The organism is Parabacteroides sp. CT06 (genome assembly GCF_002257605.1).
Classification (GTDB): domain Bacteria; phylum Bacteroidota; class Bacteroidia; order Bacteroidales; family Tannerellaceae; genus Parabacteroides; species Parabacteroides distasonis.
The window spans coordinates 5,066,334-5,091,764 of sequence record NZ_CP022754.1; the positions used below are offsets into that span (position 1 = coordinate 5,066,334).

At 46.5% G+C, this 25,431-nt stretch carries 14 protein-coding genes; 12 read left to right on the plus strand and 2 right to left on the minus strand.

Going from position 1 to position 25,431, the window contains the following annotated elements; translation table 11 throughout:
• Window positions 1–78: 78 nt before the first annotated feature.
• The 12 genes from CI960_RS21950 to CI960_RS22005 all read left to right on the plus strand — a co-directional run bounded on the left by CI960_RS21950 (window position 79) and on the right by CI960_RS22005 (window position 23,429).
• Complete coding sequence (locus CI960_RS21950) at window positions 79–3,579, plus strand: leucine-rich repeat protein (protein WP_005860117.1); 3,501 nt, start codon at window positions 79–81, stop codon at window positions 3,577–3,579.
• A 117-nt stretch (window positions 3,580–3,696) separates the two neighbouring features.
• The gene (locus CI960_RS21955) at window positions 3,697–6,381 is read left to right on the plus strand and encodes an alpha-L-rhamnosidase (RefSeq protein WP_005860115.1); all 2,685 of its coding nucleotides are present in this window, start codon (window positions 3,697–3,699) and stop codon (window positions 6,379–6,381) included.
• A 127-nt stretch (window positions 6,382–6,508) separates the two neighbouring features.
• A complete protein-coding gene (locus CI960_RS21960; RefSeq protein WP_005860113.1) occupies window positions 6,509–8,674 on the plus strand; it encodes a GH92 family glycosyl hydrolase in 2,166 nt (721 codons plus the stop codon).
• A 24-nt stretch (window positions 8,675–8,698) separates the two neighbouring features.
• Window positions 8,699–9,847, plus strand: coding sequence for a glycoside hydrolase family 130 protein (locus CI960_RS21965; protein WP_005860111.1), 1,149 nt, complete (start codon window positions 8,699–8,701; stop codon window positions 9,845–9,847).
• 19 nt (window positions 9,848–9,866) lie between these two features.
• Window positions 9,867–11,261: an SGNH/GDSL hydrolase family protein gene (locus CI960_RS21970; RefSeq protein ID WP_005860109.1), complete on the plus strand. Its 1,395-nt coding sequence runs from the start codon at window positions 9,867–9,869 to the stop codon at window positions 11,259–11,261.
• Window positions 11,258–13,597, plus strand: coding sequence for a GH92 family glycosyl hydrolase (locus CI960_RS21975; RefSeq protein ID WP_005860107.1), 2,340 nt, complete (start codon window positions 11,258–11,260; stop codon window positions 13,595–13,597). The genes CI960_RS21970 and CI960_RS21975 overlap by 4 nt, the downstream gene beginning before the upstream one ends.
• Window positions 13,598–13,614: 17 nt before the next feature.
• Window positions 13,615–15,888, plus strand: a complete 2,274-nt coding sequence (locus CI960_RS21980; protein ID WP_005860105.1) for a GH92 family glycosyl hydrolase — start codon at window positions 13,615–13,617, stop codon at window positions 15,886–15,888.
• A 94-nt stretch (window positions 15,889–15,982) separates the two neighbouring features.
• Complete coding sequence (locus CI960_RS21985; RefSeq protein ID WP_036629126.1) at window positions 15,983–16,795, plus strand: alpha/beta hydrolase family protein; 813 nt, start codon at window positions 15,983–15,985, stop codon at window positions 16,793–16,795.
• Between the two features lie 548 nt (window positions 16,796–17,343).
• Entirely contained in the window at window positions 17,344–18,579 is a 1,236-nt protein-coding gene (locus CI960_RS21990) for a 3-phosphoshikimate 1-carboxyvinyltransferase (protein WP_005860101.1), read from the plus strand.
• Between the two features lie 35 nt (window positions 18,580–18,614).
• Complete coding sequence (locus CI960_RS21995; protein WP_005860099.1) at window positions 18,615–19,034, plus strand: hypothetical protein; 420 nt, start codon at window positions 18,615–18,617, stop codon at window positions 19,032–19,034.
• 17 nt (window positions 19,035–19,051) lie between these two features.
• Window positions 19,052–19,855 carry a metal ABC transporter permease gene (locus CI960_RS22000; RefSeq protein WP_005860097.1) on the plus strand — a complete coding sequence of 268 codons (804 nt, stop codon included), beginning with the start codon at window positions 19,052–19,054 and terminating at the stop codon, window positions 19,853–19,855.
• A gap of 7 nt (window positions 19,856–19,862) precedes the next feature.
• Entirely contained in the window at window positions 19,863–23,429 is a 3,567-nt protein-coding gene (locus tag CI960_RS22005; RefSeq protein WP_094582578.1) for a tetratricopeptide repeat protein, read from the plus strand.
• Between the two features lie 12 nt (window positions 23,430–23,441).
• On the opposite strand, the gene map is transcribed toward CI960_RS22005, so the two are convergent.
• Window positions 23,442–24,299: a type I methionyl aminopeptidase gene (map, locus tag CI960_RS22010; protein ID WP_094582580.1), complete on the minus strand. Its 858-nt coding sequence runs from the start codon at window positions 24,297–24,299 to the stop codon at window positions 23,442–23,444.
• 70 nt (window positions 24,300–24,369) lie between these two features.
• Window positions 24,370–25,383, minus strand: a complete 1,014-nt coding sequence (locus tag CI960_RS22015; RefSeq protein ID WP_048927003.1) for an AI-2E family transporter — start codon at window positions 25,381–25,383, stop codon at window positions 24,370–24,372.
• Window positions 25,384–25,431 lie beyond the last annotated feature (48 nt).

Genomic DNA, 25,431 nt, shown 5'->3' on the forward strand with positions numbered 1-25,431 from the left:
ACCGGTCATAGACGGGAAGCTATGAGCATACCCGTGAACGAATGTTAAGACTATTATTCACTTTAAATTATATCGCTTATGAAAACAAATTTACTACGAATCGGTTTACGGCTGTCGCTGGTGGTGATAGCCCTTTTGTGTGGTGTGTATCTTGCTTGGGGGCAGGAAAATACGAAAGTGATGCACAAGATATATACTAATACTTATGGTAATGTCACGATTGATTGTCCGTCAGAGGTTGAGGATGGAGGTAGTTTTACTTTTAAAATAGCAACATCAACAGGTGCTTATCGTCTTGCTATATCACAAGCAGGGAAGAATTTTAGGGATTTCTCATGGGATGATTCTCAAAATGCTAATGTGGCGAAGAATATTACTGGAACGATCTTAATTGAGGTTGTTGAGCATACGGAAATAATGATTGGAGAGGAGAGGTATATGCTTGAGGAATGCAGCGCTATGCTTCCTCCTTCACAAACTCAACCGACTTCATCAAGCATAGTATTAAAGAGCGTGGTAACCGCAAAAGGAAAGCACTATAGTTTGAATAGTTATTCCGGTGCCTATAATAGATATGCTAATATAACATCAATAACATTGCCGAACAACAAGTATTTTATCAATCCATATGCGTTTTCCATACAGGCTGGTTTGACTGAGATTCATGCGAAAGCTATAGACCCCAAAAATTACCATATAATGGAGGGCGCTTTCGGAGAGAAAGATTTGAGTGGAATCACGCTTTACGTACCGGCTGGCAGTAAGGCTGATTATGCCGCCAGTACCCCTTGGAATCAGTTTAAGGAAATTTTGGAGGAGCCGCTTCCCAAGAAATATCCGGTTTATGTTGTGGGTTATGGAGTAGCGTCTACTGATGCGCCGGATTCAATAGCTCGAGGGCAATCCTTGACCGTGAATATTACGCTGGAACCCGGATTTAAATCTTTTGAACCTAGCGTAATAACTATCCCGGGTGAGGAAGTGAATAAAGATGTCGTTATACAAGTCTCTACTCATACGGAAAATGTATTGTCTGGAATTTCTTATAGCATGAGTACTACTCAAGTAAACGCATTTTGTCATGGCTTCCTAGATACTCCCCAGAAAGAAGTGACCATACCGGAAGTGGTGACTGTCGGCTCTAATTCTTATAAGGTAGAATATATCGTGGCTGATGCGTTTAAAAATCAAACCTCACTCGAAAAGCTTACTCTAGAAGGAAACACTGGTATTGATCGGAGAGCATTCTCTGGGTGTACCGCCTTAAAAGAGATTCATTGTATAAGTCCTGAACCCAGAAATATTTCTGATGAGGACGCTTTTGAAGGAGTGGATAAAGACGCATGTGTCATCTTTGTACCTGCCGGGGCTTCCGCTGCCTACAAAGCCGCCTATGTCTGGAAGGACTTTAAGAACATAAGGGAGGAGGGCACATACTCCATCACCCGTACCGGATTTGAGGGAGTCGCTTATTATGGCCCCGACTTGGTGGTTGATGGCTCCCGACTGGAAGCGAGACTCACGCCCGAGAGTGGCTATGTATTAGGCATAGGAGACATCACCGTCACCATGGGAGGCAAGAAACTGGATCCTATGTCGAAGGAATTCTTCTATGGTACATTCGGTAAAGATACCTTGACTATAGAAACCGTTACCGGCGACGTGACGATCACTGCGAAGGCTAGGAAAATTAGTGGGGATCCTTTTGTCCTTGGTGACCTTACCTATCGGATTACTAGGGATGCGGCTGTCGAGGTTGCGGGTGTAAAAGAGGATGCCTATACGAAAGGTAGATCGTACGTAATCCCCTCTTCTTTGGAATATGAAGGGAATAATTATACTGTTACCGGTATAGGGCCTAAGGCGTTCAGCGGTCGTATCATGGAATCCATAACGATCCCGAGTAGTGTGGAGGAAGTAGGAACAGAGAGTTTCCTTGACGCGCAAGCTGACGAGATTCACATTCAACGTTCTACGCCACCTTCAACCGTTAATGGCTCATTCAATATCTTGGATAAAAACAAATGTAGAATCTACGTGCCCAAAGGGGCCCTTGCCGCTTATCATACCGCTACTTGGGATTGGCTAGGTTTTCCTTATATCTTGGAAGAAGGTGATAAATATTTCGATGTGGACTTTGAGTTGACAGGACTTACCGTAAAGCCCTTCCAACCGGAAATAGCTATATCCGGGAGGTCCGTGTCTTTCATTTTAGTTCCGGATAGCGGTAGTTTTTTGCCGGACTCGATCGAGGTATGGTATCCTACAGGTCTGGAGCCTTGCGAGTATGACGCAAAAACGGGCAAGGTCACTATCGCTACGGTAAAAGGGAACTTGACTATCAAAGCTAAAGCGATAGGAGCCTTATTGCCAGATAAGGACACTGATATTACAATCGGAAAAGATTCTACCTATACGGACGGCAGTACGACAGGTAGTAAGTTCAATGGAGTCATCGGAAACGACGAGGAATTAACAAGAGTTAAATCCTTGAAAATAGATACTGAGGATGGAAAGGTTACCGGCATCACGTTTAAAAGCTTGATTGTTGGTTCCGGAAGTTCTACGTCACAGAGTGTTACCATTGCCGAGACATCCAATATCGAGATCACGTTGGATGGCAATAATAACTTAGGGAAAGTATTGAACCAAGGAAGCACACGGTTACTACCCGGCGAAAATACCCTGTTGGATGCGTTGGTGGAAAATGAGGGTGTCTTCATCGATGAAACCGGTCTGTTAGATGCCGTAACGGGGCCTGCTGGCCTTACTATTGCCCAACGACCGGAGAAAGCGCCTAGGATAGAGATAGGTTCCTCCACGCTCCTAAAAGTCGAAGCGTCAGCTGAGGGAGAGGCGAATCTTTCCTATATATGGGAGAAATTTGACAGCGAAAATAATAACTGGAAGCAAGTGAAGCCGGAAGTACAGCGGACGAAGGCTCTCTCCTCTCTTCGTTCGGATGTCTTAAGTACGAATGAAGATGCGCAACTGGAGGTCTCCGAGGCCGGGAAGTATCGTTGTCTTGTCTCGAATACGGTAAATGCTGTAAATTCTACTCTGACCGCTTATTCAGAGGTAAGCATTGCCTCTTCCACACCGGATCCAACAGTGACCTTTAGTGTGACCCTTCCATCCGTTGAAGGCGCCGCCTTGAGTCCTCTCGCTGGAACTTATTCCGTGGAAGCGGGCGGTAGCTTCTCGTTCTCCCTTACGCTCGATACGGACTACGATCAATCTACCCCTATGGTAAAGGTAGGAGATAAGCTGATCGAGCCGACCTCTGATGGCAAGTATGAGATCAAGAATATCAACTCTGATATAACAATATCTATTACCGGGATCGTAAAAAACACCACCGTAGGCAATGCGGAGGTAGAATCCAATGCCTTGAAAATTTGGGGATCAAACGGGGTATTGCATATCCAGTCCGCTCATGTGAGTACGGCTTATATAATGACATTCGGCGGTCAATTGTATAAGGCGATAACCTTACCAATTGGTGAGACGATGATAACCATCCCGCAAGGTTCCTATATCATCCGTATCGAAAACCAATCCTACAAGATCCGCTTCTAGCCATTCTTGAGGAATCATAGGAAGGCGAGTCATTTGCGAGTGGCTCGCCTTTCTTGTTTAATAAATCTTAATATTTACCGGGGATATAAGTATCGTAAGCCATTAGAAAGTATATTCATGCGTAATGTCAATCTATTTATCATGAAATGTATATCTATCTACTTTGTGACCCTATTGTTACTGATGTCGGGCTGTGAATCCGGACGGAGGATCATCTTAAAAGATCTTCGTTGTGAGAACTTGGAGAATCCGGTTGCGATCGACAATACCCATCCCCATTTTAGCTGGGAAATCGAGACAGACGGGCAAACTATGCGGCAAGCGTATTTTGAGATACAAGTAGCCACGGATAGTTCCTTGCTGGCTCAAGGCAAAGCCGATCTATGGAATTCAGGTAAGGTGGAATCGTCCGCTTCCGTGATGGTCCCTTATCGAGGGAAAGAGTTGCGATCTAGTGTGCTGGCCTATTGGAAAGTCCGGGTATGGGATGATAAGGGGGAATCCTCGGACTGGAGTCCGGTCAATCGCTTTGGGATCGGGCTTTTGGATAAAGCGGAATGGCAAGGGAAATATATAGGGATGCCGGATGAGAAGAATCCGATGTTAAGGAAGAAGTTCGAGCTTCAAGACCGTGATGCCACATTACTCCTTCATGTAAACTCCTTAGGGTATCATGAGATCTATTTAAATGGGAAGAAGGTATCAGAAGATGTTCTTTCGCCTGCGGTGTCTCAACTAAACAAAAGATCCTTGTCCGTGACGTATGATCTTACGTCGTATGCGAAACAGGGGACAAACGATTTATGGGTCTGGTTGGGCCGTGGTTGGTACAGAAAAGCTACTTTTAATGCCGTTCATGATGGGCCGTTGGTTAAACTGCAATTGGACGAGATTCAAAGAAATGGCACTACAAGTACGCTACTCGTTACGGATAGCTCTTGGGAAGGCCGGGGAAGTATGTATGGTGAGACCGGTACCGGTACTTGGTATCCCCATCAATTCGGGGGTGAATGTGTGGATGGGCGGAAGGCGTTGCCGGATTTGACAACGGCTACGCTCGACGAACTGGATTGGAAGCCGGTGTTGGAGGTGGAGGTACCCGGGATAGAGGTAAGTCCCCAGATGTGTGAGCCTAATCGAATACAAGAGATTATCCGTCCCAAAGGAATCAAACAAATAGGAGACAGTATTTGGCTCGTAGATATGGGAAAGGCGTTAAATGGTTGGGTTGAGCTGAGTTTCCCAAAATTACCGGAAGGCCACCGGGTCCGTATGGAATATACGGATTGGTTAAATGAAAACGAAGATTTCAAGCCACAAGAGGAGAACGGACAGTATGAGGATTGGTATATCGGTTCCGGACAAGGCAAAGAGGTATTCCGAAATAAATTTAACCACCATGCGTTTCAATATATAAGGATATCCGGTTTGGCGAAAGCTCCCGAGGAGGTAACTGGCTATCTGATTCATACGGATTATAAGGATGCCTCGTCTTTCGAGTGCTCGGATCCGGACTTGAATGCTATCTATGCGATGATCAAATATACTTTCAAGAACCTAGCTTTCAGTGGTTATATCGTAGACTGCCCGCATTATGAGCGTATGGGATACGGTGGGGATGGAAATGCCTCTTGTAAGAGTTTCCAGACATTGTATGAGGGCTCTTCCGTGTATATGAACTGGATGCAGATGTGGCAGGATTGCATCCGTGAGGATGGGGGTATGCCGCATTGCGTACCGAATCCATACCCGGCGGGAGGTGGTCCGTATTGGTGTGGCTTTATTATCACGGGATCGTGGCAGACTTATTTGAATTATGGGGATAGCCGTCTGATCGAGCGATATTATCCGGTTATGCGACATTGGTTGCGTTATGTGGATGCGTATACGGTCGATGGATTGCTGAAACGTTGGCCGGATACGGATTATCGGGCATGGTATTTAGGGGATTGGTTGGCTCCGGCGGGTGTCGATTATACGGCGCAGTCATCGGTAGATCTGGTTAGTAACTGCTTTATAAGCGATTGCCTCACTACGATGGAGAAGATCGCGAAGGTATTGGGGAAAGCGGAGGATGCCGCTAAGTATAAAGAGCGTCGCCAACGATTGAACGAGCTTATCCAGAAGACTTTCTATGATCCGGAGAAGAAACAGTACGCTACAGGCTCCCAGATCGATCGGATTTATCCGATGTTGGTCGGCGTGACAGATGAACAGCATATGCCCGAGGTAAAGGAAGGTTTATATCGAGAGACATTGGAGAATTGCAAAGGGCATATCGGTTCCGGCTTGGTGGGTGTTACGATCTTGACCGATTGGGCGATAAAGGACGGAGAGGCCGATTTTCTCTATTCCATGCTGAAAAAGAGAGAGCTGCCGGGATATCTATATATGATCGATCAAGGGGCTTCTACGACTTGGGAATACTGGTCGGGAGAACGTAGTAAGGTTCATAATTGTTTCAATGGCATTGGCGCTTGGTTCTGTCAGGCGGTCGGAGGGATCTTGCCGGATGAGGATGAGCCGGGCTATAAACATTTCTTTATCAAACCTCAGATACCGAATGGCGTGACGTGGGCGAGGGCGGCGAGAGAGACCCCTTACGGTACGGCACGTGTGTCTTGGACTATGGAGAACCGATCGCTTTCCCTCGATCTGGAGATACCGGCGAATAGTATGGCGACCTTTATCGCTCCATTTAACGTATCGAATTGTGTGTTAGATGGGAATAATGTAGAAATATCGGCGGGTTCGATCCTGTTGGAAAGTGGAAAACACACGCTATCGCTGCCTGCGGAATAGGAATCATATGATTCCCTTTTTGTTGACTTATGTTAATAGCTGTTTTTTAATTATTACGCCGTAAGTGTTTTATTCTATTGAAGGGTATATAGTATAAAAGGCTAAATAATAAAAAGGATCTATTACCATGTTTAAATGTAAACAGCTTTTAAGGCGAATATGTGTGGTTAGCTATGTTTTCTTGTTGTGTGGAGGTTTGGTAAATGCGTCAAATCTCGTTTCTAAGACCAATACCCTGATAGGGACTCAAGGTAATGGGTGGGCTTCCGGATATTTGTATCCGGGGGCTACCTATCCCTTCGGTATGGTACAGTTTACCCCGACTTATTTCACGAAACAACTAGGCTTTGTCATCAATCAATTGAGTGGTGCGGGATGCGATCATATGGGAAATTTCCCTACGCTTCCGATTGCCGGAGCTTTACGGGTTTCTCCGGATAGTATCTTGAATATGCAGACTCCGGTCGGCAAGGAGATCGGAACGGCCGGTTATTACGCAGCCACCGTAGATCATTCTATACGTGCGGAATTAACCGTTACGGAACGTACGGGTATGGCTCGTTATACGTTTTCTTCCAAGGAAAAGCAGGGTACCGTGATTATCGGAGGAGGAGTAGCCGCTACCTCTATCCAAGTAGCCGCTATTAAGATTACGGGTCCTCATAGTTGCGAGGGATATGCGGAGGGTGGTGCTTTCTGTGGAATCCCAACTCCCTATAAAGTTTACTTTGTGGCTGAGTTCGATGCGGATGCGGAGAGTTTTGGTACATGGAAGGAGGAGCGACTACATGCGAATCATACGTTTGCGGAAGGCAGTCACTCGGGGGTGTATTTTACTTTTCCGTTGAAAGAGGGGAATCAGGCGGTGCAGTATAAGATCGGTGTTTCTTATGTCTCGGTGGAGAATGCCCGAGAGAATTTGAGGGTTGAGAATCCCGCTTGGGACTTCTCTGCGGTCCGTCAGGCGACGCAAGATAAATGGAATGAATACCTCGGGAAGATAGAGGTAGAGGGAGATAACGAGGATCGCCAGATGCAATTCTATACGCATCTATATCGTTCATTAATCCATCCGAATGTTTGTAGCGACGTGAATGGGGAATATATGGGGGCGGATAGCCAAGTGCATAAGACAGCCCGAAAATTCTATACCTCTTTCAGTAATTGGGATACGTATCGTACGCAGACTGCTTTGATCGCTATGCTAGCTCCCGAGGAGACCTCGGATATCGTTATGTCTCATTACTTATTTGCCGAGCAATCCGGTGGTGGCTTCCCTCGTTGGGTACTGGCGAATATAGAGACAGGTGTTATGCAGGGGGACCCGACTCCGATTCTTGTAGCCAATGCGTATGCGTTTGGAGCTCGCAACTATGATCCTCGAACTTTACTGCGGACTATGCGTTATGGAGCAGAAGTGCCGGGGGCTAATTCCCAAGGTGTTTTGACTCGACCGGGCTTGGAACAGTATTTGGAGAAAGGGTATTACGACGCTTCGATCTTACTGGAATATACATCTTCTGATTTTGCGATTGGCCGTTTCGCCTTGCAAGCCTGCAATGATGAGCCGGTTTGTAATTGGTATACGCAACGGGCGATGAACTGGAAGAATCTTTTTAATAAGGAGACCGGTTGGTTGCAGTCCCGAAACGAGGATGGTTCGTGGAAACGTTATGATGCGGATTGGCGGGAATCGACATATAAGAATTATTTCTGGATGGTACCTTATGATTTGCAAGGGTTGATCGATAGTATAGGAGGAAAGGAAGCGGCGGAGAAGCGTTTGGATGAGATGTTCCGACGTTTGGACGCTAGTTATGGAGATGAATGGTTCGCCTCCGGTAACGAGCCTAGTTTCCAAATCCCTTGGATTTATAATTGGGCGGGGGCTCCTTATAAGGCGCAACAAGTGATCCGGCGTATACTGAACGAACAATATAGTAGCCGTGTGAACGGTTTGCCGGGCAACGACGATTTAGGATCGATGGGAGCATGGTATGTCTTTGCCAGTATCGGTTTGTTTCCAGAGATTCCCGGAGTGGGAGGTTTCTCTGTGAATAGTCCGGTATTCCGTAAGATTGTTTTACATTTGCCCGAGGGAGACGTGATTATCAAGGGGGGTGATGAGAAAAAAGAGTATATCCATTCCTTAAGTCTTGATGGAAAGAAGATGGAGGGCACTTGGATCGATTGGTCGGATTTATATCGGGGGGCGACCTTGGAATATAAATTATCCGGGAAGCCGGATAAGACGTGGGGAACTCGGATAGCTCCCCCTTCATATGGAAAATAAATATAACTTAATACTACGAATAACATGATTAAAGAAACATTATTAGTCTCTACTTTCGGCTTATTGGGATTGGTTACCGTAGCTTGCGGCTCTCAAAAGAAAGACCAGACGGCGGAAGCTGTATCGGAAACAGCTTGGTGCTTGGACGGGTTTGAGCGTCCGACAGGAGTGAATCCGGTAATTAAGCCGTTACCAACTAAGTTTTATTGCCCGATGCGGGAAGATTCTGTAGCATGGGAGGAGAGTGACACATTTAATCCGGCGGCTACGATTTACGATGGGAAGATTGTGGTGATGTACCGTGCGGAAGATAACTCCGCTCAGGGAATCGGTTCCCGGACTTCCCGTTTGGGATATGCGACCTCTACTGACGGTATCCATTTCGAGAGGGATACGAAGCCTGCTTTTTATCCGGCTAAAGATAATCAAGTAGAGAACGAATGTCCCGGAGGTACGGAAGATCCTCGTATTGCTATGACCGAGGATGGTACGTATGTCTTGCTATATACGCAATGGAACCGCAAGGTGCCTCGTCTGGCGGTGGCGACCTCAAAGGATTTGAAACACTGGACGAAGTTCGGTCCGGCTTTTGAGAAAGCCTATAATGGCAAATTCAAGGATGAGGCGACCAAATCCGCATCGTTAGTCACGACTTTAAAGGGAGATAAGCAGGTCATTGCGAAAGTGAATGGCAAGTATTTCATGTACTGGGGGGAGAAGAATGTATATGCGGCTACCTCCGATAATTTAACAGATTGGGACCCACTGTTGGACGAGAATGGTGAGTTGCTTAAATTGTTCTCTCCCCGTTCCGGCTATTTTGATAGCCAGTTGACCGAATGTGGACCTCCCGCTATCTTGACAAAGGATGGCATCGTTCTGTTGTATAACGGTAAAAACGAACCGGGAGAAAAAGGGGATACCGCTTATCCTGCGAACTCTTATTGTGCCGGACAAGCATTGTTCGATGTAAATAACCCGACAAAATTGATCGGTCGTTTGGATAAGCCTTTCTTGCAACCGACGGATGATTTTGAAAAAAGCGGTCAATACCCTGCGGGTACCGTATTCGTGGAAGGTCTGGTCTATTACCGGAATAAATGGTATCTGTATTATGGCTGTGCCGATTCATTCGTGGCTGTGGCCGTATCGGATAAACAATTGAACTTCTAAGTGTCCAAAAGTAAATAAGATGAGAACTAATCGATGGCTTTTTAGTTTGGCGTGTATGCTTTCTGTGTTTGTGTGTGGCAATGCGCAGAAAACTCCTTCCCCTTTTCAAAGGGGTGACCGGGTTGTTTTTTTAGGCAATAGCATAACAGAGGGCGGACATTATCATTCTTATATATGGTTGTACTATATCACTCATTTCCCGGATATGCGGATGCGGATGTATAGCGCCGGCACCGGTGGTGACAGTTCTTGGGATATGTTGGAACGGATCGAGGAGGATGTATATGGTAAAAATCCGACGGTGGTTACGGCTACTTTCGGTATGAACGATAGTGGTTATTTCGAATATAACGGCGATAATCCTACGGCTTTCGTGGAGCGGCAAATGTATCGGGTAGATACGACCTTTCAGGCGATGCAGAAGATCATGAAATCTCACAAAGATACAAGGGTGATCATGATCGGTGGCACGCCGTACGACGAGACTTGGCAAAATGAGAAAAATAAGCCTTTTCTTGGAAAGAACGCTACGATCCAGAAAATCATCCGTCTGCAAAGAGAGGCGGCCGTGAAGAATGACTGGGCGTTCGTGGATTTCCACAACCCGGTATTGGAGGTGAACAGGGTACAGCAAGCGAAAGATCCGCGGTTTACCTTAATGCAAGGAGATCGGATTCATCCGGATAACCACGGTAATATGTTGATGGCCTATTTCTTCTTGAAGTCTCAGGGATTGGCGGGTAAACCGGTCGCTAAAGTTGATATCGATGCTTCCCGACGTGTGGTGCTGGCGAACGAGAATTGTTTCGTGAATGAATTGAAAGTATCAGACAAGGGTACGGTCTCTTTTACCTATTTAGCGAAGTCTTTACCTTATCCGATGGATACGATCTCTCGGGGCTGGGAGAAAAAACATACGCAATATGAGGCGACCTTATACGCTCCGATTATGGAGGATCTTAATCAAGAGGTATTGCGGGTGGATGGATTGAAAGGTGCGTATAGGTTGGAGATAGACGGGGATTCAATTTCTACGTTTTCGGCCGAGGATTTGGCAAAAGGTATTAACTTAGCGGCGTTAACGAACACACCGCAATATCAGCAGGCCGTTCGGGTCATGCATTTGAATGAGGAACGTTGGAATATCGAGAAACGTTTCCGGGAATATGCGTGGACGGAATTTTATATCTTGAAGCGGAAGGGCATGTTATTTCAGGATAATATCGCCGCTATGGATACGTTAAGGGCGAACCTTCATACGAATATCTTCTTGGCCGGCCATCTGGATAACTACTCCAAGATGATGTATCCGGAAATCCGGGAGGCTTGGAACCAACAAATCGATATGTTGGTGGATCGTATGTATCAGATCGCCCAACCGAAGGTACGTAGAATAGAACTTATAAAAAAATGATACGATTAGTAAGAAGTTTAAGATGGATAACGACTACGGCGTTATCGCTCGCATTGGTGGGAACGGCCTGTTCCGGTCCGACCCGGACTATCGAGGAGGTTCATTTCTCTGATTATGTAAATCCCTTTATCGGGGCGAGTACGAATACGGAGGCGGCCGGTGCTTACCATGGCTTGGGGAAGACCTTCCCCGGTGCGACTACCCCTTTCGGTATGGTACAGGTAAGTCCGAATACGATTACGGGGGGCGACAATGGTTCCGGATATAGCTACGAGCATGAGACGATCGAGGGATTCGCCTTTACGCAGATGAGTGGTATCGGCTGGTACGGTGATCTGGGTAATTTATTGGTAATGCCTACCGTGGGCGATCTGCGCACGAACTCAGGAAAAGAGGGGGGCGTAGCCGGGTATCGTTCCCGATATGATAAATCATCCGAGGAGGCTAAGGCTGGATATTATAAGGTATTGCTTAGCGATTACCAGATACAAGCGGAAGCGACAGCGGCTCCTCATAGCGGTATGCTGCGATTCGTTTTCCCCGAGAATAAGCAGTCCCGTATCCAGTTGGACTTAGCCCGTCGTGTGGGAGGTACTTCTACGTATCAGGCGGTTCAAGTGATAGATGACCATACGATCGCCGGACGAATGGAATGTACGCCGGAAGGTGGAGGCTGGGGGAATGGTGAAGGTTCTTCCCGATACACCGTGTATTTTTATGCGCAGTTTTCCAAACCGTTGAAAGATTATGGTGTATGGAGCGTGGATATCCCGGCAGGGCAGGATCGGCATCGGGAATTCGTGGAGAGTCCGGCTTTCCAGATATTGACAGCGAACGCAAAGATTTCGGAGAGACCAAAGGCATATGAGGGCGAGCACCTCGGGTTCTTTACGGAGTTTGAGACTGAGGCGAATGAGGAGGTTCTTTTCAAGGCTGGTATTTCCTTTGTAAGCTTGGAGGGTGCGGAAAAGAACTTGAAAGCGGAGATCAAGGATTGGGATTTTGATGCGGTACGTTCTCGTGCCCGCTCGTTATGGGATACGGCTTTGGCTAAGATGGATGTCAGCGGTGGAACGGATGAGCAGAAGGTGATCTTCTATACCTCCTTGTATCATACAATGATCGATCCGAGGATTTACACGGATGTGGATGGTCAATATATGGGCGCGGACGGAAAAGCGCATAAGTCGGATACGTTCACGAAACGTACGATCTTTAGCGGTTGGGACGTGTTCCGTAGTCAGATGCCTTTGCAAACGATTATTAATCCGGTATTGGTGAACGATTTGTTGAAGTCATTGACAACGATGGCAGAGGAGAGTGGCCGTGAGTACTATGAGCGCTGGGAGTTGTTGAACGCCTATAGCGGTTGTATGTTAGGAAATCCGGCTATATCGGTCTTGGCGGATGCCTATGCGAAAGGTATTTGTAGCTTGGATATGGAAAAGGCTTATCGGTATGCGGATAAAACCTCGAGAATGTTCGGGAATGCGGAGTTGGGCTATACCCCGAATCCGCAGAGTATCTCCAAAACCTTGGAGTATGCGTATACGGAATGGTGTATGTCTCAGTTGGCGAAATCATTAGGAAAACAGGAGGATGCGGTTTATTATGCGAAGTTGGCTCAGTCTTACCGGAATTTATATGATGCGGAGAAACATAGCTTCCGCCCGAGAGAAGCGAATGGCCGGTTTGAGGCTTGGCCGGAAGAGGGTAAGCTGAAGGAATGGTACGGCTGTATGGAATGCAATGAGCTGCAACAGGGGTGGTTTGTGCCTCATGATATTCCGGGTATGGTGGAACTGATGGGAGGAACGGAACGGGTGATCGCCGATCTGGATACGATGTTCGACAAGACACCAACAGATTTCCTGTGGAACGCTTATTACAATCATGCGAACGAGCCGGTTCATCATGTGCCTTTCTTGTATAATCATTTGGGACAGCCGTGGAAAACCCAGAAATGGTCTCGTTTCATTTGCGATAAGGCGTATAAGAATAAGGTAGAAGGCTTGGTTGGAAACGAGGATGTCGGTCAGATGTCCGCTTGGTATGTATTGGCGGCATGTGGTTTGTATCCGGTTTGTCCGGGAGATACTCGCTATGAGATATCCAGCCCGGTTTTTGAGAAGACTGAGATTCAGGTTGGCGAAGGGAATACATTTATCATACGAGCCAACCGAAATACCCCGGAAAACACCTATATCCAATCCGCTAAATTAAACGGGACGGATTATACGAGATGCTATCTTGATTATAGGGATATCATGAAAGGTGGCGTACTAGAATTGGAGATGGGCCCCGAGCCGAATACAAATTGGGGCGTGAATAATTAATCAGTAAATAAAATAACATGAAACTCAATACTTTTTATAAACAGGGGGCGGCTTTAGCCCTCTGTCTAGCCCTCTCTTTCCCTGTTTTTGCGGAGAAAGACTTGGTACAATACGTAAATACTTTGCAAGGAACAAACTCGACTTACGAATTGAGTTGGGGAAATACCTACCCGACTACGGCGGTTCCCTATCCCATGAATAGCTGGTCTCCACAGACCGGGAAGAATGGTGATGGTTGGAAATACCAATACTCGGCCACTACGATCCGGGGTTTCCAACCGACGCATCAATGTAGCCCTTGGGTGGGAGATTACGGGGTATTCTCTTTGATGCCTGTACCGGAATTGGTTGTTGATGAGTCCAAACGGGCGACTCCGTTCTCTCATGATAAAGAGATTGCCAAGCCTCATTATTATAAGGTTACGTTGGAGAATGGTATTACCACGGAGTTCTCGCCAACTACCCGTTCCGCTCATTTCCGTTTTTCCTTTCCCGCGAAGGGAGACGCTTTTCTCGTACTGGATGGCTATACGAAAACCAGTCAGGTACAAATCGATGTAGCGAACCACCGGATCACCGGCTATGTACACAATGGGGCTTTCTCTCCGAAGACACATAAGAATTATTTTATCATTCAATTTGATAAGCCTTTCGTTAGCTATGGTACATGGGAGAATCGTAAGAATACGATCCAGAAGAATAATTTGAGTCGGGAAGGGGAAGGAATCGGTGCCTATGTACAATTCGCGAAAGGCTCTAAGGTACAGGCCAAGGTCTCTACCTCTTATATCAGTCCGGAGCAAGCGGAGGTTACGATGACTCGTGAGCTAGGTAAGCACTCATCGGTAGAAGTGACGAAGCAAGCGGCTGCTGACGTATGGAACCAGCTATTGAATCGTGTGTTGGTGGAAGGTGGAACCGAGGAGGATATGAAAACCTTCTACTCCTGCATGTTCCGTGCCAATTTGTTTTCCCATAAGTTTTATGAGGAGAAAGAGGATGGTTCTCCTTACTACTATAGTCCGTACGATGAGAAGATTCATGATGGATATATGTTTACCGATAATGGTTTTTGGGACACTTTTCGTTCCCAGTTCCCGCTGACCAATATCTTGCACCCTACGATGCAGGGGCAATATATGCAAGCCTTGCTAGACGCTCAGGAGCAATGTGGATGGTTACCTTCTTGGTCGTTCCCGAGTGAGACCGGCGGGATGGTAGGGAATCACTCGATCTCTTTATTGACGGATGCTTGGGTGAAGGGTATCCGCACTTTCGATCCGGAGAAAGCCTTGAAAGCGTATGCGCATGAGGCGATGAATAAGGGACCTTGGGGCGGTGCCAACGGACGGGTTCGTTGGAAGGATTATTATCAGTTGGGATATATACCTTATCCGGAATCCATGGGATCTACGGCACAGACGTTGGAATATTGCTATGATGACTTTTGTGCGTATCAGTTGGCGAAAATGACTGGGAATAAGTTTTATGAGGAGGTCTTTGCCCGCCAGATTTATAATTACAAGAATGTGTACGATCCATCTGTCGGTTTTATGAGAGGTCGTAAATTGGATGGTAGTTGGGCGGATTTCGATGCTTTCGAATGGGGCGGTCCTTATTGCGAGGGGAATGCTTGGCATTACAATTGGTCGGTTTTCCATGATGTCCAAGGGTTGATCGATTTGACAGGAGGTGATGAGCGTTTCGTGGCGAAGATCGACTCTGTTTTCGCTTTACCCGGTATCGTGAAATATGGAACATACGGAACGAAAATTCATGAGATGCTGGAGATGGAATTGGCGAAGATGGGACAGTACGCCCAAGGTAATCAACCGATCCAGCATATGATTTACTTGTATAGTTACGCAGGCCAGCCTTGGAAGACGCAATATTGGATTCGTCAGGTGATGGATCGGTTATATAATAGCTCGGAAAATGGTTATCCGGGTGATGAGGATCAAGGCGGTATGTCTTCTTGGTACGTATTGAGCGCGTTGGGAATCTACAGTGTTTGCCCGGGGACGGATGAGTATGTATTGGGTAGCCCGAAATTCCGGAAAGCTACGATTACGATGGAGGATGGCAAGAAGTTCGTGATCGAGGCGAAAGGGAATAGTAAGGATAACGTATATATCCAAAACGCTACCTTGAACGGGAAGAGACATACACGTAATTATATCCATTACAGCGATATCGTGAATGGGGGCGTGCTGGAGCTTCAAATGGGCAATCAACCGGAGAAGACGAGAGGAACCGCGAAAGAGGATCGTCCTTTCTCGTTAAGTAAATAAGTTTTTGGCTGTAAAATCTGTATATTTGTCCCCGTAGTTCCTTGAAAACAAGGCTACGGGGAATTAATCATTAATATTCACTGATATGAATTGGATGAAAAAGGTAGCGGTAGCGTTGGTTTGTTTGCTTCCGCTCGGTTTACAGGCAGCGAAGATAGATACTTTGCAAGTGAAAAGTCCTTCGATGAATAAAAGTATAGAGGTCGTCGTGGTAAGTCCGGATGTGGCCGCAACGAAAGCGTGTCCGGTGATTTATTTGTTACATGGCTATGGCGGTAACGCTTGTACATGGGTCGGTATCAAGCCGGATCTACCTAAGATCGCTGATGAGAAGGGTATCTTTTTCGTATGCCCGGATGGTAAGAATACGTGGTATTGGGATAGCCCTTTGAACGCGGATGTACGGTATGAGACTTTCATCTCGAATGAGTTGGTGAAATACGTGGATTCCCATTATAAGACAGTGGCCGATCGTAAGGGACGTGCTATTACCGGCTTGAGCATGGGTGGACATGGTGCTATGTGGAATGGCCTTCGTCATAGCGATGTTTTCTCCGCTGCGGGAAGTACCAGCGGTGGCGTGGATATCCGCCCTTTCCCGAAAAACTGGGAGATGAGCGTGCAAATAGGTGAGAAGGCAAAATATCCGGAAAACTGGGAGAAGTACACGGTTATCAATTTGGTTCCAACCTTGAGGAAAGACCAGATCGCTTTGATCTTCGATTGCGGTGACAGCGATTTCTTTTTGGAGGTGAATAAGAACTACCACGAGGCGTTATTAAAACAAGGCATCGACCACGACTTTATCACTCGCCCGGGTAGTCATGATTCACAATACTGGAATAATTCTATTGATTACCAGATCCTCTTTTTCTGGAAGCATTTCTTGAAGATGAAGGCCTTGTGATAAGACCGTTTGGCGATTTGACATTCTGACATTTTGTAAACTGAAGTCCCGGAGAACCGATTTTTCCGGGACTATGTACGGCTCGTTGCCAAATACGCAAGAAAAAAACAACAATTCGTTCATTGATAATACAATACCGAAAAACCGCCTTTCATTCTAGCGAAAATAATTCATCCTAATTCATATCCATTGACTTCTTCGGGCTATCCGATAGGGTTACGACTGGGTTCTAACCGGGTTACGATGCCTATCCACGACTACTGACAACCCTATTCGTGACTGTTTATAATGCCTAACGGCAGTATTGGCGTCGCCCAACGCGACTATACGTGTAGGCTTTTGTCGCCTTTCGTGCCTAAAAACGGGAATACTCTCACTTAAAAGGGCGTTTTATTGCCCCTTACGTCTACTGGTTGGGGCGATTCAAACGAATGCCTTGTCACGATTCGCATTCGAAAAGAAGCATAAAGAAAGTTTCCCGCTGTTATACTCCATATGTACGCTAATTTTCGTACTTTTGCCTCTTGAATCTTGAATATACGAAAGCGATGAATTATCAGATAGATGCTCCGGGTTCCGCTATCCGGACTACCGTAAAGCTTCCCGCTTCTAAAAGTATCAGTAACAGGGCATTGATCTTGAATGCGCTAAGTTATAGCGCATACGATGTGGAGAACTTATCCGATTGCGATGATACAAATTTGATGGTAAAGGCATTGAACTCGAACGATCGGGATTTTAATGTGGGTGCGGCGGGTACGACGATGCGTTTCCTTACTGCTTTCCTCTCGAAGGTGGTGGGCGAATGGACGATTACGGGAACCGAACGCATGAAGAACCGTCCGATCAAGGTGTTGGTGGATGCGCTGAACGCTTTAGGCGCCCGGATCGAGTACATGGAGAAGGAGGGTTATCCTCCTTTGCGTATTTTCGGAAGCGCCTTGCAAGGCGGAGAGATCTCGCTACCGGGAAATGTTAGCTCTCAATATATATCCGCTATCTTGATGATCGCCCCGTTAACAGAAAATGGGGTTATGTTGCATTTGGAGGGCGCTATTATCTCTAGGCCCTATATCCATATCACCTTGCAATTGATGGAGCAATATGGAGTGAGAGCCTCTTGGACGGAGAATACGATCAAGGTGCTCCCCCAAGAGTATAAGCCGATTCGTTTTACGGTGGAATCCGATTGGAGTGCCGCTTCTTATTGGTATGAGATCATGGCGTTATCGAAAAATGCTGAGATCGAATTGTTAGGTTTATTCAAGAATAGCTTGCAGGGAGATGCCGCCGGAGCGAAGTTGTTCGCTCAATTGGGAGTGGGCACTACTTATACGAAACGTGGAGTCGTGTTAAAGCATACTGGAAATATCTGTGAGAAGTTGGTTTATAACTTCGTGAATGAACCGGATTTGGCTCAAACCTTTGTGGTGACTTGCGTGTTATTAAATATCCCTTTCCGCTTTACGGGACTTCAATCATTGAAGATCAAGGAGACGGATCGGATCGAGGCATTGAAGACAGAGCTTCGTAAATTAGGTTATGTGTTGACGGATCGCAATGATAGCATCTTGGAGTGGAACGGTGAACGCAGGGAACCGGAGTCGCATCCGGTAATCGCCACTTACGAGGATCATCGGATGGCTTTGTCATTCGCTCCCGCCGCTTTGGTACGTCCCGAGGGGATAGAGATCGCCCACCCGCAAGTGGTCAGCAAGAGTTATCCCCATTATTGGGAAGATCTTAAGGCCGCTGGTTTCTCTATTAGGGAATCAGCCCTTTAATTTTCAGTTTTCAATTCTCAACTTTCAATTGAATTATGTGGTACATTGTCATAAGTCTTATAGGTCTGGGTGTCGTAGCCGCTATCGCCGGGTATTTCCGGAATAAGAAACTTCAGAAGATGCTGGAACGGGGGGAGATCTCGGAGATCCCCGAGGCACAGGAGATTCCGGAGGTTTGCTGCGGACAACATGAGACTTGCGAGCGGGATAGTTTATTAGCCGCCGTCAGCAAGAAAATCGAATATTATAACGATGAGGAACTGGATCGGTTCCAAGGAGTGGAAGCGGACGCTTACGATGAGGAAGCCGTTGAGGAGTTTAGTGAAGTGCTTTATACCCTCCGGGAAGTGGAGGTGGCCGGTTGGCTCCGTAGCCTGCAATTGCGAGGGATCAATTTGCCGGATGCCTTGAAGGATGAGGCATTCCTGATCATTGGCGAACGCCGTACTCATTAATTTAGGAAACGAATCATATGGATTTATTGCAATATGCCTTTTTTCAGAACGCCTTGATCGGGAGCTTGCTAACCGCCATCGCTTGTGGGATTGTCGGGACTTACATCGTATCCCGCCGGTTGGTATTTATCAGCGGAGGGATCACGCATGCTTCGTTCGGAGGTTTGGGCTTGGGTTTTTATCTGGGAACAAACCCGATCTTGATGGCGATGTTGTTTTCGATCCTCTCTGCCTTTGGCGTGGAGTGGGCGAGCAAGACGCAAAACGTAAGGGAGGATTCCGCCATAGCGGGCGTATGGTCGCTGGGTATGGCTTTGGGCGTGATCTTTATCTTCCTTACGCCGGGGTATGCCCCGAATCTGTCCGCTTATTTGTTCGGTAATATCTTGACCATCTCTACGGCCGATATCTTATGGATTTTAGGGTTGGTGGTATTGTTGATACTCATATTCTCCCTTTTCCTCCGTGAGATTGTTTACGTGGCGTTCGATCGTGACTTCGCTGTCACGCAAGGCCTACCGGTAAAATGGATCGAGTATACGATGATGTGCTTTATTGCCATGACAATTGTTCTTTCGATCCGGTTGGTAGGGATTATGCTATTGATGAGTTTGCTGACCTTGCCTCAAATAACGGTGAACCTGTTTACTTCCGACTTCAAGAAGATCATGTGGGGAAGTATCGCGATCGGCTTTCTGGGTTGCGTGTCCGGACTGGTTCTTTCTTATTTCCTGAACGTGCCTTCCGGTGCGTTTATCATCTTGTTTTTGGTGGTCCTCTTTTTGGCCTTGAAAGCAATAAAACCGTTGTTACGGCGTTAATTAAAGAATGAAAAAAGGGTTTTATTACATAGTGGCGTTATTAACGGTACTCTTGCTTTGGTCGTGCAGCACGAAGAAGAACACGAAAGCGAGCCGTTTTTATCATGCCTTTACGACCCGTTATAATATTTATTTCAATGGAAAACAGGCGTTTGACGAGGCACTGAAAAGCCAACAGGACGGATATAAAGAGAACTATTCCGACAGGATCTATATGTATCCGATCAGCGCCCAGCCTAAAGACAAAGCCGAGCCGGGCGGCCCTTTCGACCGGACGATCGAGAAAAGTAATAAAGCTATTAAACTACACTCCATAAAAGCGAAACCGGCCAAGAAACCGGGCTGGCGGAATAATCCCAAACTACGTGCTATCCAAGAACAAGAGGAGTATAACCCTTTCTTAAAGAATAGTTGGCTGATCATGGGACAGGCGCAATTCTACAATGCCGATTTCCTGCAAGCCTCCGCTACCTTCTCCTATATAGCCCGTCATTACGCGAAGGATGAGGAGGTCGTGGCCGAGGCCCGTTTGTGGCAAGCCCGTTGTTATTCTGAGATGGGTTGGTTCTATGAATCGGAGGATATCTTGGATAAGATGAACAAGAACGGTATTCCCGCCTCTGCCTTGAAGCAATATGCGGCGGTGTATGCCGATTATTTGATCAAGAACGGGCAGTTCGAGGATGCCATCCCTTATCTGAAGACCGCTATCAAGGCGGAGAAAAACCGGAAGCAACGTACCCGGATGAAGTATCTTTTGGGACAAATCTATGCGGATCAAGAATTGGATGGCTTGGCTTATAAGACCTTTGGCGAGGTGGCTCGTTCAAATCCTCCGTATGAGTTGGAATTTGCCTCACGTATCCGTCAGACAGAAGTATTCTCGGGTACGAACTACTTGAAAGTGGTGAAGATGCTCGAGAAAATGGCGAAAAGCCAGAAGAATAAGGATTATCTGGATCAAGTATACTATGCTTTAGGAAATGTATACCTCAGCCGGGAAGATACGGTGAATGCCATAAAGAACTATCAACTCGGTATCGATAAGAGTACATTGAATGGAATGGATAAGGCGATCTGCCAGATAAAGCTGGGAGATATCTATTTTACGATGCGGGATTACGTGAAAGCGCAACCTTGCTTTAGCGGAGCCTTAGCCGGAATTCAAAAGGAATACAAGGATTATGAACGAGTTTCTAAATTGTCAGCGATTCTGGATGAATTGGTCGTGCATGTAGAAGCGGTCCATCTTCAAGACAGTTTGCAAGCCTTGGCTAAATTGCCGGAAGCGGAGCGATTAGCGATTATCGATAAGAAGATCGAGGAGGTAAAGAAAGAGGAGGAAGAGGCGAAAGCCTTGGCTGAGAAGGAGGCTTATCTGGCCGAGCAGGAAGCGAAAGGCACCGGAATCGACCGTCCCGGTACGGAAACCAACGCTGTTGTTTTGCCGAACGCGTCCGGTGGAGCCTCTTTCTATTTCTATAATCCTCAGACCGTAGCGCAAGGAAAGACACAGTTCCAGCGTAAATGGGGACGTCGTCCGTTGGAAGATCACTGGCGTCGCCGTAAGAAGGAACTCTCTACCTTTAATGAGAATCTGGATGAGGAGATGCTGGCCGAGGGAGATTCCACCCAAATGGTAGGGTCGGACGGTGAGCTGTTGCCGACCGATTCGATAGGCGGTGACCTACCGGCTGTTGCCGCCGATGATCCGCATACCCGTGAGTATTATCTTCAGCAATTACCTTTTACGCAGGAAGACGTAGACGCTTCTAACATTATTATTATAGACGGCCTTTACAATATGGCGATGATCTATAAGGATAAGTTGGAGGATATCCCCTTATCTGTCGAGGCATTCGAGAATCTGGAACGCCGTTTCCCGGATCATGAGCACCGCTTGGAGAGTTATTATCAGGTATATTTGATGGCCCTAAAAACCGGAAATACAGCGTTGGCTACCGAGTATAAGAATAAATTAATGAACGCCTTCCCGGAAAGCGATTATGCGGTAGCTGTGGCTGATCCGAATTACGAGTATAATATCCGCATGATGGATGTGGTACAAGACTCGATCTATCAAGCTACTTATGATCGCTATCTGGAGAGCGATACAGCGTATGTACGTAAGAGTTTCCGGTACGTAAGCGAGAAATATCCATTGGCTACATTGATGCCTAAATTCATGTTTTTGGATGCGTTGTCATATGTGCAGGCCGGGGATGCGGAAGGGTTTAAGAATGCCTTGAAAGCGCTGGTCGAGAAGTATCCGAACGCGGATGTCACGGAACTGGCCGGGGAGATGTTGAAAGGTGTTCTTCGGGGACGTGCCTTGGTGCAGGGCGGTGTGAAAGGTATGAGTTGGAACCTACGATTCGGTTTGGGCGAGGATGGTATGTTATCTGCCGAGGATTCGGCCCGTGTATTTAATCCGGAACGGAACACGCCTTATCAGATGCTTTTGGTATATCCTACGGGTAGCGTAGATCAGAACCAGTTGCTATTCGCTGTCGCCGCTTATAACTTCGCGAACTTCATGGTGAAAGAGTTTGATTTGGCTTTGGAGCAGGCCGGCCCGATCAGTATGCTAGCGATCAAAGGATTTATCAATTTCGACGAGATTATCCAATATTATAAGATGATATACGGTAAGGATGGCTACGCTACGGCCTTGAATAAGGCGGTTGCCGTATTACCGATCTCAGATGATAATTATGAGACCTTGATGCGTGGTAAGACCTTGGATGAATATATCACCTTCTTCGATGAGAGCTTCGGTGAGGAATTACCGGATCTGGCTGCCCGTTGGAAGGCTCGTATGGAAGCCGCTAAGGAAGAGGAGGCGTCTGAAGATGAAATGATCACGGAGGAAGAAGCTGAAGTGCCGGAAGAGGCAGATGAATTGAAACCGGAAGCTGAGCCGGAAAAACAAACGGTTGCGGAGCCAGAGGAACAACGGCCTGTTCAAGAACCAGTCCAACAGCCCGAGATACAGCCTATCCCAGTCGTACAAGATACAATAGAGGTGCCTGCGTTTGACAAACCGGAGATCTTGCCTGTTGATACCCTCCGTAAGGATACGGTTTCTGTTGTCCAGCCGGCGGTTGAGGATCAAGGCATGACCTTAAAAGAAATCCAAGAGATCCGTAAACGGGAAGCTGCCGAAGAAGAAGCCCGCAAGGAAGAGGCTCGTAAGGCTTTCGAGGCCCAGCAAAAGGCGGATAAGGAATTACGTGAGCAGAAAGCGAAAGAACAGGAAGAACTTCTCAAGAAGCAAGCGGAGGAAGAACGTGCCTTATTGAAAGCGAAGGCTGATCGAGAGAAACAGCTGGAAGCCGACCGCAAAGCCAAGCTGAAACAAGCGGAAGCCGACCGTAAGGCGAAACTGAAAGCTCGTGAGGATCTTCGTAAGGAAAAGGAGCGCGCCTACAAGCAACGCTTGAAAGAGAAAGAAAAAGAGCGTAAGGAAAAAGAGCGCTTATACAAGCAGAAGTTGAAAGAGAAAGAAAAAGCCCGCAAGGAAGCCTTGCGGGAAAAGGGAAAAGCAGCCCGGGAAAAAGCCCGGAAGCGTTAATTGCATTAGATATTAATAGGTAAGAATCTCCAGCCCCGTCTCTGTCATCAAGAAGGTATGTTCCCATTGGGCGGAGGGTAGCTCATCCTCGGTGACGACCGTCCAACCATCTTCCTCGTCGATAAATACTTTCCAAGTACCCATATTAATCATTGGCTCAATCGTAAAGACCATACCCGGAACCAAAAGCATTCCTGTGCCTTTCCGTCCGAAATGACAAACTTCCGGTTCCTCATGGAATTCCAGACCGACGCCATGTCCGCATAAATCCCGTACGACCGAGAATCCGTTTTTCTCCGCATGCTTTTGAATAGCGTTGCCTATATCGCCGACGAATCCGAACGGCTTCGCCGCTTTCATACCGATCTCCAGACATTCCTTGGCGACCTGTACCAATTTCTGCTTTTCCGGAGATACGTTCCCGATCATGAACATGCGGGACGCATCCGAATAATAACCATCCAAAATTGTTGAGACATCCACATTAATAATATCACCGTCTCTTAGGATCTCCTTCTCACTGGGAATACCGTGACAAACGACCTCGTTGATAGAGGTGCATACACTTTTAGGGAACCCCTCATAGTTTAAGGGGGCTGGAATCGCTCCATGCCCTACCGTATAATCATACACCAATTTATCGATAGCGGCTGTAGACATACCTTCTTTAATCTCCTTCTGGATTAAATCCAGTAGCCCTGTATTGATCACGCTACTTCTGCGGATGCCCTCAATCTGCTCCGGAGTCTTGATAAGCTTGCGGGTGGGTACTAAATGTCCTTTATTTTGGATATATAGGATTTTCTTGTCTAATTCGGTGAGAGGTTGTCCCTTGATGGGTTTCCAATTGTTTACTGTTCTACGTGACATATTATTCGTTTTACTCAAAATGTAATGTAAAGGTATGACTTTTTAAGATACCCTGTCCTGTAGATCCTCTTTATTTATCCAAATAGCTCTTCTTGAAGATATCTATACAAAGAAGGAATAAGGATAATAACAACGGCCCGAAGATGATCCCCATAAATCCGAATAAGGACAACCCGATTACGACTCCGAAGACGGTGATCAACGGATGTATGTCCGCCAACTTTTTTTGTAAGATAAAACGAATCAGATTATCGACATTCGTAATAACGAGCAAGGCATAAATAGTTAGTCCCAAGGCATGTACCCAATCTCCGTTTAAAGCCATATAAGCCGCCAGCGGAACCCAGACCAAGGCGGTCCCTACAATGGGAATGATCGTAGCGATACAAGTGAGAAACCCAAATAACAGCGGATCGGGAGTCTGAAAGATAAAGTAACCGATCACCGCTACGATACCTTGTATAACCGCCAAAAGAGGGATACCTATGGCATTCGATTTTACGATCATATTGATCTCGTTGAGTACCTCATCCTTGTTTTGGTCACTGAAAGGGAATAAGGTATATAGATAGTTTTCCATCTTTCTTCCACCTATCAGCATGAAGTACAGGATGAAAATCAATACGACGACATTTACGGCGAAACTGCTTATGCTACCCACTAAGAATTGTCCGATTTGTGGGAGTATAGAGGCCGCTTTTAATAAGTTTCCTCTATCCAGTACATCAAATCCGGTCTTTTCCTGAACTAGATCCGCTATATGTTGGCCTGTATTTAGCAGTACAGTCGGGTCTAAATTAATATTTTGAGTTTTGTTGATTACCAACCAGATCGCCAATGTGATCGGGATTAAGAAACATAAGATTGTTTCCCCCAGTAACAGTAAAGCCGCGAAAGCCGGTCTCATATTTAGCTTTTCTGTCAGATGGAACATCTGTCCACGCAGCAATATATAGATGGTGAATGCTCCAAGTATACCTCCAAGAAACGGGGTAATCTTAAAAAATAGAATTACCCCTAGTCCTAATATAATGGTGATCAATGAGTATCTCCAGTAATGTTCTTTTACGTTTTCCATATACATTCATGCCCTTATTTATCTAAAAACAAGATAGGAGAAGTCATTGTTTAT

What these genes read in the sequence shown, in the direction of transcription:
- CI960_RS21950 (WP_005860117.1), top strand. Translation starts at nt 79, where the DNA reads ATGAAAACAAATTTACTACGAATCGGTTTACGGCTGTCGCTGGTGGTG.
- CI960_RS22000 (WP_005860097.1), top strand. Translation starts at nt 19,052, where the DNA reads ATGGATTTATTGCAATATGCCTTTTTTCAGAACGCCTTGATCGGGAGC.
- CI960_RS22005 (WP_094582578.1), top strand. Translation starts at nt 19,863, where the DNA reads ATGAAAAAAGGGTTTTATTACATAGTGGCGTTATTAACGGTACTCTTG.
- map (WP_094582580.1), bottom strand. Translation starts at nt 24,299, where the DNA reads ATGTCACGTAGAACAGTAAACAATTGGAAACCCATCAAGGGACAACCT.
- CI960_RS22015 (WP_048927003.1), bottom strand. Translation starts at nt 25,383, where the DNA reads ATGTATATGGAAAACGTAAAAGAACATTACTGGAGATACTCATTGATC.
- CI960_RS21970 (WP_005860109.1), top strand. Translation starts at nt 9,867, where the DNA reads ATGAGAACTAATCGATGGCTTTTTAGTTTGGCGTGTATGCTTTCTGTG.
- CI960_RS21965 (WP_005860111.1), top strand. Translation starts at nt 8,699, where the DNA reads ATGATTAAAGAAACATTATTAGTCTCTACTTTCGGCTTATTGGGATTG.
- CI960_RS21995 (WP_005860099.1), top strand. Translation starts at nt 18,615, where the DNA reads ATGTGGTACATTGTCATAAGTCTTATAGGTCTGGGTGTCGTAGCCGCT.
- CI960_RS21955 (WP_005860115.1), top strand. Translation starts at nt 3,697, where the DNA reads ATGCGTAATGTCAATCTATTTATCATGAAATGTATATCTATCTACTTT.
- CI960_RS21975 (WP_005860107.1), top strand. Translation starts at nt 11,258, where the DNA reads ATGATACGATTAGTAAGAAGTTTAAGATGGATAACGACTACGGCGTTA.
- CI960_RS21980 (WP_005860105.1), top strand. Translation starts at nt 13,615, where the DNA reads ATGAAACTCAATACTTTTTATAAACAGGGGGCGGCTTTAGCCCTCTGT.
- CI960_RS21985 (WP_036629126.1), top strand. Translation starts at nt 15,983, where the DNA reads ATGAAAAAGGTAGCGGTAGCGTTGGTTTGTTTGCTTCCGCTCGGTTTA.
- CI960_RS21960 (WP_005860113.1), top strand. Translation starts at nt 6,509, where the DNA reads ATGTTTAAATGTAAACAGCTTTTAAGGCGAATATGTGTGGTTAGCTAT.
- CI960_RS21990 (WP_005860101.1), top strand. Translation starts at nt 17,344, where the DNA reads ATGAATTATCAGATAGATGCTCCGGGTTCCGCTATCCGGACTACCGTA.